Origin of the sequence: Hydrotalea sp. AMD (assembly GCF_004100315.1) — a bacterium.
GTDB classification, from domain to species: domain Bacteria; phylum Bacteroidota; class Bacteroidia; order Chitinophagales; family Chitinophagaceae; genus Hydrotalea; species Hydrotalea flava.
In genome coordinates this window covers 26649-44056 of the sequence record NZ_SCKY01000016.1, presented here as the reverse complement: position 1 = coordinate 44056, position 17408 = coordinate 26649, and the positions used below count along the sequence as shown (strand labels likewise).

The following is a 17408-nucleotide window of genomic DNA, read 5'->3' as shown; positions in this document are numbered from 1 at the left end:
ATAAAAAAGGCCGCCCCATTTTGGAGGCAGCCTTTTTATTGTCTGAAACTTGTGTGCTGTTCGTTTTTACTTACTCATGGGAATATCATTATCCATTTCAGTAATATCTACATTCCGCTCAGTATGATCGCCCATTAAGTATTGTGAAAAATAATCGGCCATGCGCCACCAGAAATACTCAGTCATATCACCATAACCATGTCGTTGGCCGGGCAGCATTATCAAATCGAATCGTTTATTGGCTTTTATGAGTGCATTAGCCAAACGAATGGTGTTGGCAGGATGCACATTGTTATCAATATCGCCAGTAGAAAGCATTAGATGACCTTTTAAATGGCTGGCAATGGTTGGATTTTTATCGATACTATACACAAAACTGGTATCGCCTCCCTTAATTACCTCTTTTACACCATGATGCTTCTCACTCCACCAACGGTTATAAATACTGTTATCATGATTACCCGATGATGCAACGGCTACTTTAAAAAAGTCAGGATATACCAACATGGCAGCTGCACTCATAAATCCACCCCCACTATGCCCATGAATACCCACACGATTGATATCCATGAAACTATATTTATTACATAACTGCTCTGCAGCAGTTTTTTTATCGGCCAAACCATAATCACGTAAATTACCATATCCATACGTATGGTACCATTTGCTGTAAGAAGGGTTGCCACCTCTGTTTCCAACTGTTACTACTACAAAACCCAATTGTGCCAACCGATCGGTTCTGTTCATATTGGTAGAAAATGCTGTATTTACTGCCTCCGTTTGCGGGCCTGGATATACATATTCTATTACGGGATATTTTTTGGTGGAATCAAAATCAAAAGGTTTATACAATACACCATATAAATCGGTTATACCATCATCGGCCTTTACACTAAATGGTTCGGGAAAATGATAACCGGTAGCCATTAAAGCAGATAAATCTGCCGTTTCCAAATTCATAACTGCTTTACCTTCACTGTTGTATAAAACAGAGGCAGGCACAGTATTTACCCTGCTGAAATTGTCTACGAAATAACGGTTATCATCATTCATCTCCACCACATGATCAAAATTCCCCGGATTAAGTAAGGTTAATCCTGTACCGTCAAAATGAATACTATAGGCATGCAGGTAATAGGGATTTTCATTTTTCTCTCTGGCATTGGCAGTAAAATACAATATTCTTTTATTTGCGTCAATGCCTAATATATCCTCGCAATGATAAGGGCCTGATGTGATTTGGTTTTTGAATTTTCCATTGCCATCATACAAATAAAAATGACCCCATCCATCTCTTTCACTCCATTCAATAAGTTCTTTGCCATCATTTACCAGTCCTAACCTCCTTACCTCTATATAAGTATTAAAACGCTCTTCAATTAATGTTTGAATAGTATCGGGCATTACCCAGGCTTTGCAAATATCAATTCTTTTTAAATCGCGGCTGGTACGAGTAAAATAAAAGGCCTGATTATTACCTAACCAAATGTTGGGGCGGGTATCATCATCCCGATTATTCTTTTTATCAGGTGCTGCCCATATGCTAATGTCCTGATCTTTAAAAGCATTTACTTGTAATTCTTTGCCTTCCTGTTTTTGCATGTCAAAAAGATACAAATGATCTACCGGTGATTGTTTTTCACCGGGCATCCAATATTTATACGTTTCTAAAGTAGGCCGGGGTTGTGCAATGCTGTTAATGACCCATAAATCCTGTACATTCCGATTATCTACCCTGGTTAAAGAAAAATAACGGCTATTGGGCGACCAATAAGCCCAAACAGCTTTGCGTTTCTTTTTATTTTTTTCCTTATCTACATTCGATTCACCGGTTCCTGATAAATTAGAGGTGTTGTAATAACTAAAATTTTCAATTCCATCTTTTGTTAAAGCATTTTCTACAATGGTAGAATCGTCTTCATTTTTCAAAGCTCTTTCATAATTCAGCTTATCCATCCAATACAAATTATTCTCTCTTCCAAATAAAACAATGGAACTATCAGGCGAAATATTTGCCCAGGCGGGTTTGCGAATCGGGCGCTTAAAATCTTTCAGTTCCACCAACTCATTGGTATTGATGTTGTATTCAAAATAAAATACTTTTTTCTTTGGTGGGGTTGCTTCATTTTTATTTTTGGAAGTATCGGTTTGCACTTCGTCTAATGAGCTTTTAATTTGAAATTGAATCCAGTTTTCGTCTTTAACAAATTTCAAACTATCAATCGGCAAATGCTGTGCATCAAAAGGGTCTTTTACAATTAGTGTAATGGCAGCAGCAAGCTTATCATTATCAAACAATAACTTTTTTTCATTTTTCGACGGATCTATCAAGAACCACTTTTTACCTGCTGTGGTTTCATACATATACCAAAAACGATTCGATTTTTTGAGCCAGTGCGGATCAACAGATGTACTAAAAATCATTTTCTTTAATCTGTTGGGCGAATATTTTGCGGCCATTTCATAATTGGCTTTTATAACCAATTGTTGGGCATACAATATGGATGTACACACCAATAACACCATCAATAAAAATAATTTTCTCATAGCATTTTTTTGGAAGATTAAAAATAGCCAATTAACCAATACGCAAAAAACCGCTTATCCATAAACAGCCGAAAAATATTTGAAGCAAATAGAGTTAATTTGTACAAACAGAAAATGATGACAGCCTACAGTACAGATTTTGCATTTGCTAAAAATGCCGATGAAAATGATCTTTTAAAAATATATCGTAATGCGTTTTATTTCCCAACCATTCATAACAAAGCGGCCATTTACTTTTGTGGCAACTCATTAGGATTACAACCCAAAAAGGCTGCAACCATCATAGAAACGGAATTGGCTTCCTGGCGTAGCTACGCCATTGAAGGCTTTTTTACCGGCACCCATCCCTGGTTGTATTATCAGGAATACTTAAAACCGGCACTGGCAAAAATTATGGGATGCTTGCCACATGAAGTAACGGTGATGAATACCTTAACGGTGAATTTGCACTTACTGCTGCTCAGTTTTTATAAACCTGATACAAAAAAATTTAAAATTATTATGGAAGCCGATGCTTTTCCTTCCGACCAATATGCGGTTGAAACACTGGTTAAACATTTTGGTTTAGATCCTGCTACTGCTATTATTGAAATTGAACCGAAACCGGGTAATAAAACTTTACAAACCAAAGATATTATTGACACCATTGAAAAAAATGCTGACCAATTAGCCTTGGTTTTAATAGGTGGCATTCAATATTATACCGGTCAATTGTTTGATATAAAAACTATTACAGCTATTACACACAAAGCAGGTGCCGTTGCAGCTTTTGATTTGGCACATGTTGCCGGTAATGTACCGGTTCAGTTACACGAATGGAATGTAGATTTTGCCGTTTGGTGCAGTTATAAATATTTGAATGGCGGGCCTGGAGCAATTGGTGGTACATATATTCATGAACAATATGCCACCGATATTAACTTTCCGCGTTTAGGTGGATGGTGGGGAAATGATGAACAAGAACGATTTAAAATGGAAAAAGGTTTTAAACCAAAAAACAATGCCAGCGGTTGGAACATAAGCACTACACAAGTGATGAATACTGCCGCACTAATGGCATCGCTCGAAATTTTTGAAGCAGCAGGCATGGATGCAATTCGCAAGAAAAGCATAGCATTAACCGGTTATCTGGATTTTCTATTAAAGCAATTACCCGGTATTGGGTTTGAAATGATTACACCCGCAGCACCTGAAGAACGGGGTGCACAATTATCGCTTTATTTTAAAGAAAATGGCAAAACCATACACAGCAAAATGTTGGAAAAAGGAATAATAGTAGATTTCAGAGAACCGGGGGTAATTCGTATAGCTCCGGCACCATTGTATTGCAGTTTTCAAGATATATTTGCATTTTATGAAATATTAAAAAATGAATTTTAATATGAAACCGATTCATCAATTACTTTGCCTCGGCGATTCCTACACCATTGGTGAAGGTGCACCATTGTATGATAGTTTTCCTTATCAACTGATGCAGCTGCTTCGCCAAATGCAGATTCATTGCAATGCGCCCGAAATAATTGCCCAAACCGGTTGGACCAGTTTTGAGCTGGCAGAATATTTAATTCATCACCCGTTCAGCACAAATTATGATTTTGTAACATTATTAATTGGTGTTAATAACCAATACAGAAATTCCGATATTATTGAATTTGAAAATGATTATCAATTCCTGTTACAAAAAGCCATACATTATACAGGGAACCAACCTGGCAAAGTAATGGGCATTGCAATTCCCGATTGGGGTTATTCGCCTTTTGCAGCGCGTAAACATGCAACAAACATTGAAAAAATTCACAAAGAAATTGATACATTGAATGTTATTTGTGAAGCACTTTGCAACAAAGCAGGTGTACATTTTATCAATATCGCCAACTTAACAAAGTATATTGTTGAAGAAGGATATTTTACGGATGATGGGTTACACTACACCGCTACAATGTATCGGCAATGGGCACAAATGATTGCAGCACTGATAAAAAAATTACAGTAATTTTTGAGAAAGTATCTGTTGCATAATCAATTGGTATTTTGCAGCTGCTGCAGCTGCAGTTATTTGAAAATTTTCAGTATCATCTGCATAAATAATGCTTCTACTGGCATTTACTAAAAGTCCAACATTTTTATTCCACCCAAAATCAGCCACTTCATTTAAATTGCCGCCCTGTGCACCAACCCCCGGCACCAGAAAAAAGTGTTCCGGAACAATTGAACGAATTTGTTTCATTTCCACAGTTTTGGTTGCACCTACCACAAACATTAATTGCTCAGTTGTTCCCCAGTTTGCTACTTTTTCTATAACTTTTTCGTACAGTTTTTTTTGTGAATAAGCACCGGAATTACCGCCTGTTTCCTGAACGATTAACTGTTCAAAATCTTCACTGCCTTTGTTTGAAGTTAAGCCCAATACAATGGTGACTTTCTGGTTATACTCTAAAAACGGACGAATACTATCTTCACCCATGTATGGCGCTACTGTTACAGCATCGAAAGGATATACTTCAAAAAACGTGCGGGCATATTGTGCAGCAGTATTGCCAATATCGCCGCGCTTTGCATCAGCAATAGAAAAATGCGTAGCTGGGATATAATGCAAGGTTGCTTCCATTATATCCCAGCCCTTTGCACCCATTGCTTCATAAAATGCAGTATTGATTTTATAACTCACACAATAATCTTTCGTTGCATCTATAATAGCCTTATTAAATTGAAGCACAGCATTGGGCTGCTGCTGTAAATGTTTGGGCAGTCGCTTTAACTCTGTATCTAAACCAACACATAAAAAGCTGTTTTTATTAATGATGTGTTGTGTTAAATTCTTTAACTGCATGATGAAATTATTATTATATAAAATGTATTTTTTTGTTAATGCAATGAAATATATTTTAATATACAAATACCTTATAACCCCAGGCATTTAATGGCAATGACATGCCTTTTGTTACACTCACCTTTTCATTCGTAAATAATTCAGTAGTATTACCTATAATTTGTGGATGATTCAATGTAACGGTAATGGGCTTACTACTCCAGTTCAAAACAACTAAAACTTTTTTATTGTTCATGGTTCGTAAATAAGCAAATACTTTATCATCGGCATTGGTATGAATTTGCATAAATGTTGCATTTGCAGCCAAAGCTTCATTTTCACTTCTTAAATGCAATAACTTAGCATAAAAGGGTGCCCGTTCGTATTTATTAAATATCATAGTATCTTTATCAAAAAAGCGAATAACCCTTAATACAGGTTCTTCCTGGCCGCTGTAAATGAGGGGAACACTTCTCACAATTGTTTGCGTAAATACTGCAAAAGGGGCATGACTGGCGCCGGGCATGGTTGAGAAATCGGCTCCATTCCAGCTATTCTCATCATGATTACTGGTAAAATACATGCGCAAGGCATTTTTGGGAAACAAACTATCTGTTCTATGCAAGGCACTATCTATTGCATAAGCCGGCTTTTTACCTTTTGCAATTTCTTTCATGATATTAAAATCATTCCAGGTATAAGTGGCATCAAAACCATCTTCATTTAAAGCAGGCTTATCGCCTTCGGCCAACATAAAAATATTTTTATCTTTTCTTAATGTAGCAATGCATTTTTTCCAGAAATCATCCGGAACATCACTGGCCACATCACAACGATAACCATCTATTCCGGTAGAATCAATCCAATATTTCATTTGCGCAATCATTGTATCGCGTAATTCATTATTGGCATAGTTTAATTTACGCGTATCGGCCCAATCTGCTGCCATTGCAGGTTTGCCTGTACTGTCTTTCACATAAAAATCAGGATGTTTGGTTAACCAATAATGATCGGCTCCTGTATGATTGGGTACCCAGTCTAATAGTACTTTAAAACCTTTTTCATGGCATAATGCAACCAACTGCTTCCAACCTGCCATTGTACCAAATTCAGGATTTACATCCATATAAGTACTTACTGCATAATAACTTCCTAAGCTGCCTTTACGATCTGTTTTGCTGATGGGATTAATGGGCATAAACCATAAAGTTTGTACACCCATTGCTTTCAGTCGGTCTAAATTGGGCTCAAAAGCTTTAAAAGTTCCGGCAGCAGTGTACTGACGGATATTTACTTCATAAATATTGCCCTGCATAATCCAGGCAGGATGGCCATCAATCATTGCAGTATCACTTTTAGCTACTGCTGATTGCTGATGGGATGACTGGTTACAGGCGGTTAAAAAAACAATGGCGGTTAAAAAGCTCAGGAATGATTTCATCATTTTAAAATTTAATTTTTTAATCCCGCATACTGATGCACACCAAACAAAAATAAAGTTCTTGGCTGAAGTATGCTTTGGAATTGATGTGTAAAATAAACACATTTAAGCAAGTTTAAAAAATATACCAGAAATATACCAGCAAAATGGCATAATGGATTGCAGACAAAACAAAGAGAAAATTAAAAAAACAAAGGAATCTGAATCAGAAGTTTTTTATTTGTACTATTTACCACATTAACGATTGCGTTATGGCAACAAATCAACCTTATTATCATAACTATTTGCAATTAGATAAAATTTTATCCAGCCAGCAGCCCACTAGTTTTGAAAAAGGAAATGAGCCGGCACATGATGAAATGTTATTCATTATTATTCATCAGGCATATGAGCTTTGGTTTAAACAAATTTTATTTGAGATAGATAGTATTACTGCCATTTTCAGAAAAGAAACCATAAATGATAATACGGAAGATGCGGGTATTATTTTGCAGCGCATTAAAAGAATCAACACCATCTTGAATTTATTAAACCAACAGGTACGCATTTTGGATACGATGACACCACTGGATTTCCTGTCGTTTCGGAATTTACTTGTTCCGGCATCCGGCTTTCAGAGTTTACAATTTAGAATGATTGAAGTCAAATTGGGTTTAAAAATGCAACAACGACACCGATCTGATTATTACAAAAGAACCAACAATGGCGGCTTTACGATGACAGATTATTCAATCATTAATGAGGCAGAAGCTACACCATCATTAGCTGAATTATTGAACAAATGGTTAGAGCGTATGCCTTATTTAAAACCGGATTTATGGAAAACTTACCGGCCCATTTCATTAACTCCATCTTCTATTACAGAACACCCTTTCTGGAATGATTACAGACATTTATATGTTACAAGCTTAAACATACATGAAAAAAATAAATCAACAGATTTTGATTTTGTTTTATTCAATCAAAACAATGGTAATCTTACAGAAGAAGAATGTACAGCACTCAGACACCAGTTTACCGCATCTGCACTGCAATCGGCCTTATTCATGATTCTATACAGAAATTATCCTTTGTTCCAAACTTCATTCCAAATTATTGATGCATTGATTGAAACAGACCATTTATTAAGCACCTGGCGCCATCAACATTTAACAATGGTGCGCAGAATGATTGGCATGCGCGTTGGTACCGGCAATACCAGCGGAGCCGGCTATTTAGAAGGCGCTGCACAACAACATTTTATTTTTAAAGATTTAGCCGGCCTGTCTACCTTTCTGATTGAAAGAAAAAAACTACCGGCCTTACCTGAAGCTGTTTTACAGCATATTACTTATACATTGTAGTATACATTATTTTTTAAGTTTTGTTTGTACTTCATTAAGTGGAGCAATATAAATGCTGCGCCCATGTGTTCCTAATATAATTTCGTTGGCAATAGGTTGGATGGCAATATCGTGTATCGGAATACTAAAAGGCAAACCATTATCCCATCCCATAAACGTAATACCATTGTCGGCACTTACATACAATCCGCCATCAGTACCCACGTAAATTACATTTTTGAGTTTGTTGTCTTCTTTTATAACATTGATTGATTCATATGGCAAATCAGCACCAATTGACTTCCAGGTTTTGCCATAATCATCGCTTACAAATAAATAGGGCTTAAAATCATCATTCCGATAACCATTTAAACTTACATACACCCTGCTTTCTTTAAAAGCACTGGCAGTTACCCTGCTAACATATAAGCCTTTAGGTAAACCATCCTGAATAGATTGCCAGGTATAGCCATCATCAAAACTAACATGTAATGAACCATCATCGGCACCGGCATACAACAAACCAAACCTCAAAGGACTTTCACTAATGGTAGTTAATGTGCCAAATGGCACATTGCCCTGTGGTGGATTGGTTGTTAAGTCATTACTTAATGTTTCCAAATCTTCGCCCCGGTGCAATGAACGTTGAAATTTATTACTGCCATAGTATAAAATATCCTGATTATGTCTGCTTAATAAAATAGGTGTTTGCCAGTTAAAACGCAATGGCGCTTCTCCTAAATCGCCACGCGGATGGATATAAATAGTTGAATCCTCTTTTGCATTAGCAGCAGTAACCAACTTTATTGAACTTTCCGATTCTCCCGGAACTGCATCTGCGTCCGGCTCATCAACAGATGCACGCCTGTTTTTATTGCTACGCATATAATTTCCAAACTGAAATCCGGAATAAACCGTTGTATTATCGCTCCAATCAACCTGCACCTGCATACCATCGCCACCGTTAATTGGTTTAAACGCATAGGAACCACTCGCCATCCATCCGGGATTCTCTTTATGGTTTGAAGGGCCGAACCAACTGCCGTTATCCTGTAATCCACCATAAACATTGTAAGGGGTAGCCATATCATAAGTAACGGAGTAAAACTGACCAACGGATGGGGTATTCGCCTTAAACCAATGCGCACCATCATCATAAGTAATATTGCAACCTCCATCATTACCAATAATCATGTGTTGATCATCAGCAGGATTTATCCAGGCTATGTGATGATCGGCATGGGTTAATACATTATTAATTGGTTTAAATGTTTTACCACCATCCTCACTTAATTCAACATCAAAACCGGTAATCACCAATTTATCATCATTGGCAGCACTGGCAAATATTTTACCAAAGTAATAGCCATAGGTATTGTATAATTTCAATTGTTTATCATTCATTTTTTTCCAGGTTTTACCTGCATCCTCACTCCTGTATACTTCGCAACCAATAATGGGTGTTGTGAATAAAGCAGTATTTGCATCCATTAAATAATCCCAAATACAGGTGGGCTTTAATTCATTTGCTTTAACTTTTTCTTTAATAATTTCTGCGGTGTATTTTTCAGGAATCCCATTTCTACGCAGTCGTAAAAAAGTATTTAATTTTTTATTATCTAAAGCAAGGAATGCTTCTTTCGATAAATCTTTAAAATCAGTGAGGGTGTATTTTGATGTATCGGTCATTTTTTTTGCAGTATCGGGCAAATGAAAATTATTATCTACCACAGCATACACCCAATTGGAATGTTGATGAGCAGTTGCTAACCCAATTCTGCCAACGCCTTTGCCAACCGGGAAACCTGCACCTTCATTCGTTATCAACTTCCAGGAATTACCGCCATCCGTACTTTTATAAATACCGCTACTCGCTCCACTTTCTTCAAAGTTAGCAGCAGTGCGGGTTCTGTACCATGCCGCCGCATACAATACCGATGGATTTTTTGATTGAATATCCAGATCTACTACTCCTGTATTTTCATTCACAAACAAAGTTTGTTTCCAGGTTTTACCACCATCTGTTGTTTTGTATACACCCCGCTCTATATTGGGAGAATACAAGTGGCCCAGTACAGCAACCCATGCAATATTTTTATTGGTGGGATGTAGTACAATTTTTCCAATATGATGACTTTCAGGTAATCCCATGTACTGCCATGTTTTACCACGATTGTTTGATTTATATACACCCAATCCTGCATATGATGAGCGACTGCTATTTACCTCGCCTGTACCTACCCAAATGGTACCGGATGTCCAGTCAACCGCTATGGCCCCTATTGTAATCACTTGCATACTATCAAAAACTGGGGTAAAGCTCTGTCCGTTATTTTGGGTATACCATAATCCTCCGGTTGCATAGGCCACATAAAACTGAGTAGGGTTTTTAGGGTTTACGGCTAGGTCAACAACGCGACCACTCATAATGCTGGGACCTACATTTCTAAATGGAATTTGATTAATAACTGATTGAGCTATCAAGGCCGATTTTTTCTCCAATCCCTTCAATCTTTGATCAGCTGAAGTTGGAGGCACTTGTGCAAACAGGCTTATGGCAATACACAAGCATACAGTGGTAAAAGTTAGTTTTAGCATAATTTTCTCATTTAGCATTTCATAAACGAATGCGGAACTATACCGTAAACCTTAATTGCGGAATAAAAAGTACATTCGTAAATCTAATATACAATTTATGCGTTGGTTAATCATACCGCTTATAACTATTTTTCATTCCGGTGTTTTTGCACAATGCAAAACTTTTATGATTTCTGATCGTGGAGATACCCTGAATTGTATAGATATGAACAATAAAAAACAGGGTAAATGGCTCATTCATTTAGATGAATTAAGGGGTGAACCCGGTTATGAAGAAGAAGGAGAATACAAAGACAATTTGAAAGAAGGCAGATGGAGAAGGTACAGTTTGATGGGTGATTTAATTGCCGTTGAAAATTATCGCTGGGGAAATAAAGACGGCCAGCAGGAATATTTTTACAACGGTTCACTTGAACATGTGGAAAGTTGGAAAGCAATAGACCCACAAAAAAAATATGATACCATTTATGTTCCCGATTTGTATGATGAATATAAAGTTGACAAAAAAATCATTAAAATTAATGCATATGCGGTGAAAGACGGGGTTTGGAAATATTATTTACCGGGATCTTCTTCTTTAATAAGAACAGAAACCTACAGTTATGATGCCATCGTAAAGCCAAAGCCCGTTGGTGTGCATCAAAAAGACACTTCAGCAAACACAATCAATAAAAATACATTATTGCAGGATAGTTTACCAAAAGAAAAAGTAAACACCGGTAATAAACCAAAAGAAATTTTACAATTCGAAAAAAAGAACCAGCATCGAAAAAAAGTGAAAGTACGGGATGGAACAACAGGTAATTAAATACTACCTTTTATTATTTTGCAAGGGTTGGCATGCAATTTTTTTCAGTTGACTTTGATTGTTTTGAGGGGATTTTTTTTTATAAATATTGATGGTGTGTGAACAGATAAATTTTAAGTTTTATTTCACCTGTACGCATACAAATAGCTATTTGGAATAAATGAAGATTGGGGTTAGTAGCTGCAAGCTACAAAAAAGTACGCGTAGGCTCAGTCATACGAAGATTGAAAATATTTAGGTTGCTGCTGTGCTGGTATTTTATAATGTCCTGCCCGGAGCCGCCACCGATTGAAAAACTGCTGATGAAGATAACAACAAAAGCTGATAGAATCCCGTCGGCTGGATATGGGCTGATAGCGATATGAAGCTGAGAATATATTCGTCTGCCAGCATAGCAGCAAACTTCCTGTTATGTGTTCGCCCTTCGTCTTGGTAACTCGAATTGAAAGTTTGTGTCCACCGTGGGATTGCTTACAACGGTTCGCAAATTGCCGAAGGTGGCGTTTAGTTTCACGTCATTGTCCCCGATTGAAAAACTTACCCGTCTATTGGCTCTAATACTCACTATATTTTTTGTAATATTTTTTGAACCCAAACAAACGAGCTACGCCACCTAATACGAAACTCATTATTTTTTGGGCAGGAATTGGTGGTCCTGAAATATAAATTTCGTATGTGTTGCTCATAGCCATTACCTGCAGGAACTTTGGAGAACCGTCCGCTTTAGTTTTGCCATCGTTAGCCAGTCCAAAAAACTGCTCAAAAAATATTTCTGTTTTCAGTGCCGGTTCAAATTTTATTTTCATTTTTACAGTCGTGTCGGGCGAATTGTTCCACCATTGGTGTGGTTGCCCTTTAGGAACAACTATTTTGTCTGACGCGCTTAAATGCTTGGTTTCTCCATTCAATTCAAGTCGAAGAGAGCCTGATAGTATTTCAAAATGCTCATTTTGCGAAGGGTGAATATGCCTCACGGGAACATAGCCTTTTGGCGCAACATCAAACTCAAATAAAATGTATTTACCATTGGTGTCGGCACTTGTTTCAACCCAGGTAATTTTTTCACCAGTAATTTTGTTTGTGATTGTTTTTCCTTTTTTCATATTGATGTGTTGTTATTTCTGTTTGGTAACGTTAAGCGATTGTTTGTTCGTTATATTTTTCTTAAAAGTTCGTGTGGGGCTGTCCCACGAAAAGGTTGTCAACCTGAACGCTGTCCGAGAATAAATGTCTGTCCATCCACAATTTTATAAACACAATGCCGTGGGCCGCCCTACTTCTGTTCCGCGAAAGTTCCTTTAAAAAGTAATATGCTTTGCAATAGTTTCCAGAAAGAAAAAATAAAATACTGCAAATGCCTTCACACGACTTTTTAAAAGCGAAAACGATGTTACAAAAATCATTTTCCGCCTTTTATCCTTTTGCCATTATACCAAGTTGAGCCATTCCATACAATGATAGCAACACCCTCATCGTTCGATTTACCAATTTTCCAATTCTTTCCTTCCTGGGCCTTCATCAATTCAATCGGATAATCGCTATCACCGGTTAATCTCCAACTCCCTTTAATAATCTTACCATCCCAACTGCTGTTCCAGGTGTAGCTACCGTTTCCATCAATTCTTATACTTCCCGGAAGTACTCCGGTACCTGCTGAAGTTCGGAGTACCTCAGTTTTGTTTGTATAATCTGGCACAGTGTAGGAAGTACCGGGAACCCAATAATTATATAAACCAAAGAAATAACTCACTTCCTGCTTTCCATCTCGTGCTACCTGCCCCTGCTTTTTACCTGTTGGTTTTATTTCCTGCCCTTTATAAACCTCTATTTCTTTCGCCTTATAGGGTTTTATTTCCTGGGCATTAGCGCTAATAGAAGAAAAGATTGTGAATGCCAATGATAGTACAACTGATGTTTTATTTAGTGTCGACATAAGTGAATTTTATTTTGACTTGTCCTAAAAAAAGTTTACACATTTTGGTTAATAATACTACTACAAGTTTACATAAAATATGTGTTAATACCTATGAGCTTACTGATAAAACCAAGAAGTTTAATAGCTGCATCAGGTGGATTTTTGGCAATGATCTCGTTACGGTAATTGTTCATGAGCACACTCATATACAGTATGGACTTCAGGTTCATTTTAAAATCTTTTGTTCTGTTGTCCGTAAGCTTGTCAAGCACTTTGCAAACGTCTTCAAAATAATTTTCCATTCTAAGAGCAGGCTGGTGCGTATTGTAAACCGTCACAATTTTCTCAGTCGGGTTCCTGAAGGCATGAGTCACTCCTTTGGGAACCGTGAGTTTGTCACCCTTACTTGCAGGCAGCCATTTGTCTTTTAGAAAAAATTCCATCTCACCTTCCAGCACTTCATAGGTTTCAATGGCGTGAGGATGCGTATGCACCAGCGGGCCTTTCATGTTGCACTTTGGTAATAATTCCCAATGCAAGTCTAATGACTTTCCTCCTGTGTCAGAACCAGCTTGCAAAACGGTAAACTTCATACCAACCGGTGTCATGTCAAGCACTTGATTTTTTGTAGCCATGTCTGATAAAGTTACTTTGTAGTACTGTACGATTGCTTGCCGCTAACGAACAGGTATTGTCGAAGTGCAGGAAATAGAAGAATTCCGTCCGCCCCGGTTAACTGCAGCTGAATAAAGATAAAAAAGTTGTTGATAAGAACTAAGACTAAATTACTAACGTCAAGCTGATATGAAGCTAAATTGAAAAATAACAGTTGAAACAGGGCTTCCGTCAGCCTGCACTGGCGTTTTTATTGACAGTCAATTGATTTACAATTTTCCATAATGAAGTGCAATTACACCACTCGCAAAAGTTTTAGACTCTATGAATTTCAATTTAGTAGTCCCAGTTATATCTTTAAATAGCGGCATGCCTTTTCCTAATATTATTGGATTAACAAAAAGCCAAAACTCGTCAATTAATCCTTCATTTAATAACGATTGTGAAGCACTAGGACTTCCAAATATTAAAATATTTTTCCCCTCCTGTTGCTTTAATTTATTGATGTTGTCCGAGAGTTGGTCGCCAATAACTTTGGTATTGTGAAGTCCAGTTTCATAAATAGTTTTAGATAATACAACTTTTGAAACTTTATTATACCAATTTGAATGCTCTATGTCATGTTTTGTTGCGTTTAGTTGTTCGCCTGCTTTTGGCCAATAGCTTTGCATCATTTCATAAGTCACCCGGCCATAGAGTGCTGTGTCTGCTTGTGCTGTCATTGTTGCAACAAAATCAAACATTTTGTCATCTAAATTTATCCAATCCATTTCTCCGTTAAGTCCTGCTACAAAACCGTCAAGTGAAGTGTGCATAAAGAAAATTAAGTTTCTCATTAAATACATTTATTAATTAATAATTTTTTGTCTGTCAAAGCTTTTATAGTGTTGAACTACGCTTGCAGGCAACGTCAACACATTGGCGATGACATGGAATTCAATGTACCTTTCGCCGGAACAGAAGCCGAATAAAGAACTAAAGTACAGAATAAGAACCAAAGTTCAACAGAGAGTTTTCAGCCGGAACAGAAGCCGGATAGCGAACAAAAAGCTGACGAAATGCACGTCAGCCCTGCTATCGTCAAGTCTCCATGTAACCTAAAAAGCTCGTTAAAGAAGCTGTTGAGGCAGTTAAGGTAGCAGTCAATCAAAAATTGCTGCAGTAACTTTTAATTTCATTACCCAAAGCCGACCGGGTATTCTTTCGTCATCGTAAGAGAATCTGGAAAGATTTGACTCGTTGCAAAAACAGAATCAAAGGTATGCTTGCATTTAGCGGTATGGATATTCCTGAACAATATGACAATGCAAGCTGGAGCCATAATTTTATTAACTGGCTAAAAGCTTTGGACTGCAAACAACAAAGCCGCAGAAGGGCACTTGATTATATGATTTCGCAAATGGAGTATTTACGAAAAGAACTTTTATCAATCAGCAATGGCACTGTATTTCCAGGAACAAATAAAACGAAAGGATAGTAAAATTGTAATCATAAAAATTGTAAGAATACTTTTCAACAGGATCCGCTTTGTGCTAATCAACCAACAATCTTATGAATTTGGAATTGTAAAATATTCATGAACCCTGACTACTAAACATGAGGTGTAAGCAATTTACTGCGGCAAGTCTGTAGCAGGGTTTATTTATTTAAAAAAAATAACAAAAACAATAATATTCACAACATGCCAAAAAAATAACCGACAGGCTACCTTAGGTACATAGGATACATTTGTTGGCTGCCTTAATTCTATTTCAATTTATAGCTTGATAATTCCCAAATGCCGTTTCCCGGCAGTGGTCCTAAGCTGTATTCATTTTGATAGAACTTTGTCATTCCAATATTTGGCGTTAACCAAATAGTGTCTTTGGTGAACGAATTAACAACGTAACCAACCGTTTTTGATAATTGGAAAGTATTATCAAATGTGCCTGCTGGAACTGTTAAGTTGCTTTCATTTAAGACTTTTGTTGTGTCACCAAAAAATTTGTCTGTAAACCATTTGTTGTTTACTTGCAAAGGAAAAATATATCTGCGTTTTTCGTCGGGCATTGGGGTTGTACAAGTTAAACATGGTACTCCATAGAAAACTGCCTTTTGTTCGTCAACAACTACGAAAGAACTATCCAGTAAATATTCTTGATTTGTTGCATCTTGTAAAGTGCTTGTCCAAATTGTTGCGCTTTGTCCATCTGGAAGTGTCCCAGTTCCAACAATGTCAACGAAAATGTATTGTTCGCTATTAGAGCCGTCATTGTACTTATAAACCCAATAATTACCTACCTCATTAGGGAAAACTTGATTTGAAGGTGTGTTTGAAGGCGGATTATTTTCTTTATCGCATGATGCGATGAAAAGCAGAAAGAAAAAAGTGAAGTAAGATTTCATAATCTATCTTTTTAAAAGATGACAATTTTATCCACCGAAACAGTGCAAAGATCATGGCAGACAAAGGTTTCGGGCTTTGCGTTGGTGGGCTTTTGAAACCGAAAACTGTCTGCCAGCATCAACGTTTATTAATTGCTCAATGTTTCTATTCCCACTGTCCGCCCACTAACGCAAAACCCGTCGCCTGCTGGCCTTATTGGTAAGCCATTGTCTTTACTTTTGTCGAACCCATTTTAACCTGCGATTTCCATTTAGAATTTTCAGTATTAATGTGTCGCCGCTAAAAGTAAATGCCCGTTTGACGTCTGCCCCCCAAACCGAAGGAATAGAACTTGTTATACGTTTATGCGTAACAATGTTTGCGGTGTCGTCAATACTGTAATTTGCTACATAAACATAACTTGATGAAAATTCAACAACTGCTGCTTTGAGGTCTGGTAAAGACATTGAATCTACTTTCTGCTTAACAAAGTTTTCATTTATTGATTCAACCTCAGTAAACCATTTAAAATCTTTGTATCCTTTTGGTGTTATTTGAACTGCCATGTGTCCTAATCCGTCATATACAATATAACTGTCTCCACCTTTTGCCCAACTATCTTCATGCCATGTACCTGTTGAGTCTTGATTTTCCATTATCAATAATTTGTACATTCCTGCTAAGGATACTTTTTTGGAATTTTTTGATTGATTTGAACAACTTGTCAAAAACAATATAGTTACAAATAATATTGTTAGACACTTAATATTTTTAGGCTCTGGAATTGTCATAATGAATTATGGTTTGTCAAAATTACTATTTGAATTCCGTCCCCCCCGGCTAACTGCTGCTGAATAAAGATAAAAAAGTTGATGATAAGAACTAATGCTAAATTACTAACGTCAGGCTGGATATGCAGCCCAACAGAGTTATTACAACAGTTAAAACACGGCTTTCGTCAGCCTGCATTTTGGCAATACCCCTGCTG

General features: G+C 37.1%; 15 protein-coding genes. 5 read left to right on the top strand and 10 right to left on the bottom strand.

Features of this window, described 5'->3' with window-relative positions:
• Positions 1 to 66 precede the first annotated feature (66 nt).
• Positions 67 to 2547 carry a S9 family peptidase gene (locus EO766_RS12680; protein WP_074417563.1) on the bottom strand — a complete coding sequence of 827 codons (2481 nt, stop codon included), beginning with the start codon at positions 2545 to 2547 and terminating at the stop codon, positions 67 to 69.
• Positions 2548 to 2661: 114 nt separating this feature from the next.
• Between EO766_RS12680 and kynU the strand changes: the two genes are divergently transcribed.
• Both kynU and EO766_RS12670 read left to right on the top strand, forming a co-directional pair.
• The gene (gene kynU / locus EO766_RS12675) at positions 2662 to 3927 is read left to right on the top strand and encodes a kynureninase (protein WP_074417564.1); all 1266 of its coding nucleotides are present in this window, start codon (positions 2662 to 2664) and stop codon (positions 3925 to 3927) included.
• Position 3928: 1 nt separating this feature from the next.
• On the top strand, positions 3929 to 4540 hold the full coding sequence (locus EO766_RS12670) for an SGNH/GDSL hydrolase family protein (RefSeq protein WP_074417582.1): 612 nt from the start codon (positions 3929 to 3931) through the stop codon (positions 4538 to 4540).
• Here the strand turns inward: EO766_RS12670 and pyrF are convergent.
• Entirely contained in the window at positions 4532 to 5377 is an 846-nt protein-coding gene (gene pyrF, locus EO766_RS12665; protein ID WP_074417583.1) for an orotidine-5'-phosphate decarboxylase, read from the bottom strand. The two genes, EO766_RS12670 and pyrF, sit on opposite strands and share 9 nt — an antisense overlap.
• 55 nt (positions 5378 to 5432) lie before the next feature.
• Positions 5433 to 6800 carry an alpha-amylase family glycosyl hydrolase gene (locus tag EO766_RS12660; protein WP_176712967.1) on the bottom strand — a complete coding sequence of 456 codons (1368 nt, stop codon included), beginning with the start codon at positions 6798 to 6800 and terminating at the stop codon, positions 5433 to 5435.
• 248 nt (positions 6801 to 7048) lie between these two features.
• Between EO766_RS12660 and EO766_RS12655 the strand changes: the two genes are divergently transcribed.
• Positions 7049 to 8140, top strand: coding sequence for a tryptophan 2,3-dioxygenase family protein (locus EO766_RS12655; RefSeq protein ID WP_074419037.1), 1092 nt, complete (start codon positions 7049 to 7051; stop codon positions 8138 to 8140).
• 6 nt (positions 8141 to 8146) lie between these two features.
• On the opposite strand, the gene EO766_RS12650 is transcribed toward EO766_RS12655, so the two are convergent.
• Positions 8147 to 10717, bottom strand: a complete 2571-nt coding sequence (locus EO766_RS12650) for a WD40/YVTN/BNR-like repeat-containing protein (RefSeq protein WP_074420701.1) — start codon at positions 10715 to 10717, stop codon at positions 8147 to 8149.
• Positions 10718 to 10814: 97 nt separating this feature from the next.
• Between EO766_RS12650 and EO766_RS12645 the strand changes: the two genes are divergently transcribed.
• The gene (locus tag EO766_RS12645; RefSeq protein ID WP_143439422.1) at positions 10815 to 11525 is read left to right on the top strand and encodes a hypothetical protein; all 711 of its coding nucleotides are present in this window, start codon (positions 10815 to 10817) and stop codon (positions 11523 to 11525) included.
• Between the two features lie 554 nt (positions 11526 to 12079).
• On the opposite strand, the gene EO766_RS12640 is transcribed toward EO766_RS12645, so the two are convergent.
• The 4 genes from EO766_RS12640 to EO766_RS12625 form a co-directional block, all read right to left on the bottom strand.
• Complete coding sequence (locus tag EO766_RS12640; RefSeq protein WP_074419040.1) at positions 12080 to 12628, bottom strand: cupin domain-containing protein; 549 nt, start codon at positions 12626 to 12628, stop codon at positions 12080 to 12082.
• A 296-nt stretch (positions 12629 to 12924) separates the two neighbouring features.
• Positions 12925 to 13458 carry a hypothetical protein gene (locus EO766_RS12635; RefSeq protein WP_074419041.1) on the bottom strand — a complete coding sequence of 178 codons (534 nt, stop codon included), beginning with the start codon at positions 13456 to 13458 and terminating at the stop codon, positions 12925 to 12927.
• A 68-nt stretch (positions 13459 to 13526) separates the two neighbouring features.
• Positions 13527 to 14075: a cupin domain-containing protein gene (locus EO766_RS12630; RefSeq protein ID WP_074419042.1), complete on the bottom strand. Its 549-nt coding sequence runs from the start codon at positions 14073 to 14075 to the stop codon at positions 13527 to 13529.
• A 249-nt stretch (positions 14076 to 14324) separates the two neighbouring features.
• Positions 14325 to 14891 (bottom strand): dihydrofolate reductase family protein, encoded by a 567-nt coding sequence (locus tag EO766_RS12625; RefSeq protein ID WP_074419043.1) that lies wholly within the window; start codon positions 14889 to 14891, stop codon positions 14325 to 14327.
• A gap of 425 nt (positions 14892 to 15316) precedes the next feature.
• On the opposite strand from EO766_RS12625, the gene EO766_RS12620 reads away from it, so the two are divergent.
• Complete coding sequence (locus tag EO766_RS12620; RefSeq protein WP_074419044.1) at positions 15317 to 15532, top strand: hypothetical protein; 216 nt, start codon at positions 15317 to 15319, stop codon at positions 15530 to 15532.
• 269 nt (positions 15533 to 15801) lie between these two features.
• Here the strand turns inward: EO766_RS12620 and EO766_RS12615 are convergent, their stop codons facing one another.
• On the bottom strand, positions 15802 to 16440 hold the full coding sequence (locus EO766_RS12615; protein ID WP_074419045.1) for a hypothetical protein: 639 nt from the start codon (positions 16438 to 16440) through the stop codon (positions 15802 to 15804).
• Positions 16441 to 16653: 213 nt separating this feature from the next.
• Positions 16654 to 17211 (bottom strand): lipocalin-like domain-containing protein, encoded by a 558-nt coding sequence (locus EO766_RS12610; protein WP_074419046.1) that lies wholly within the window; start codon positions 17209 to 17211, stop codon positions 16654 to 16656.
• Positions 17212 to 17408 lie beyond the last annotated feature (197 nt).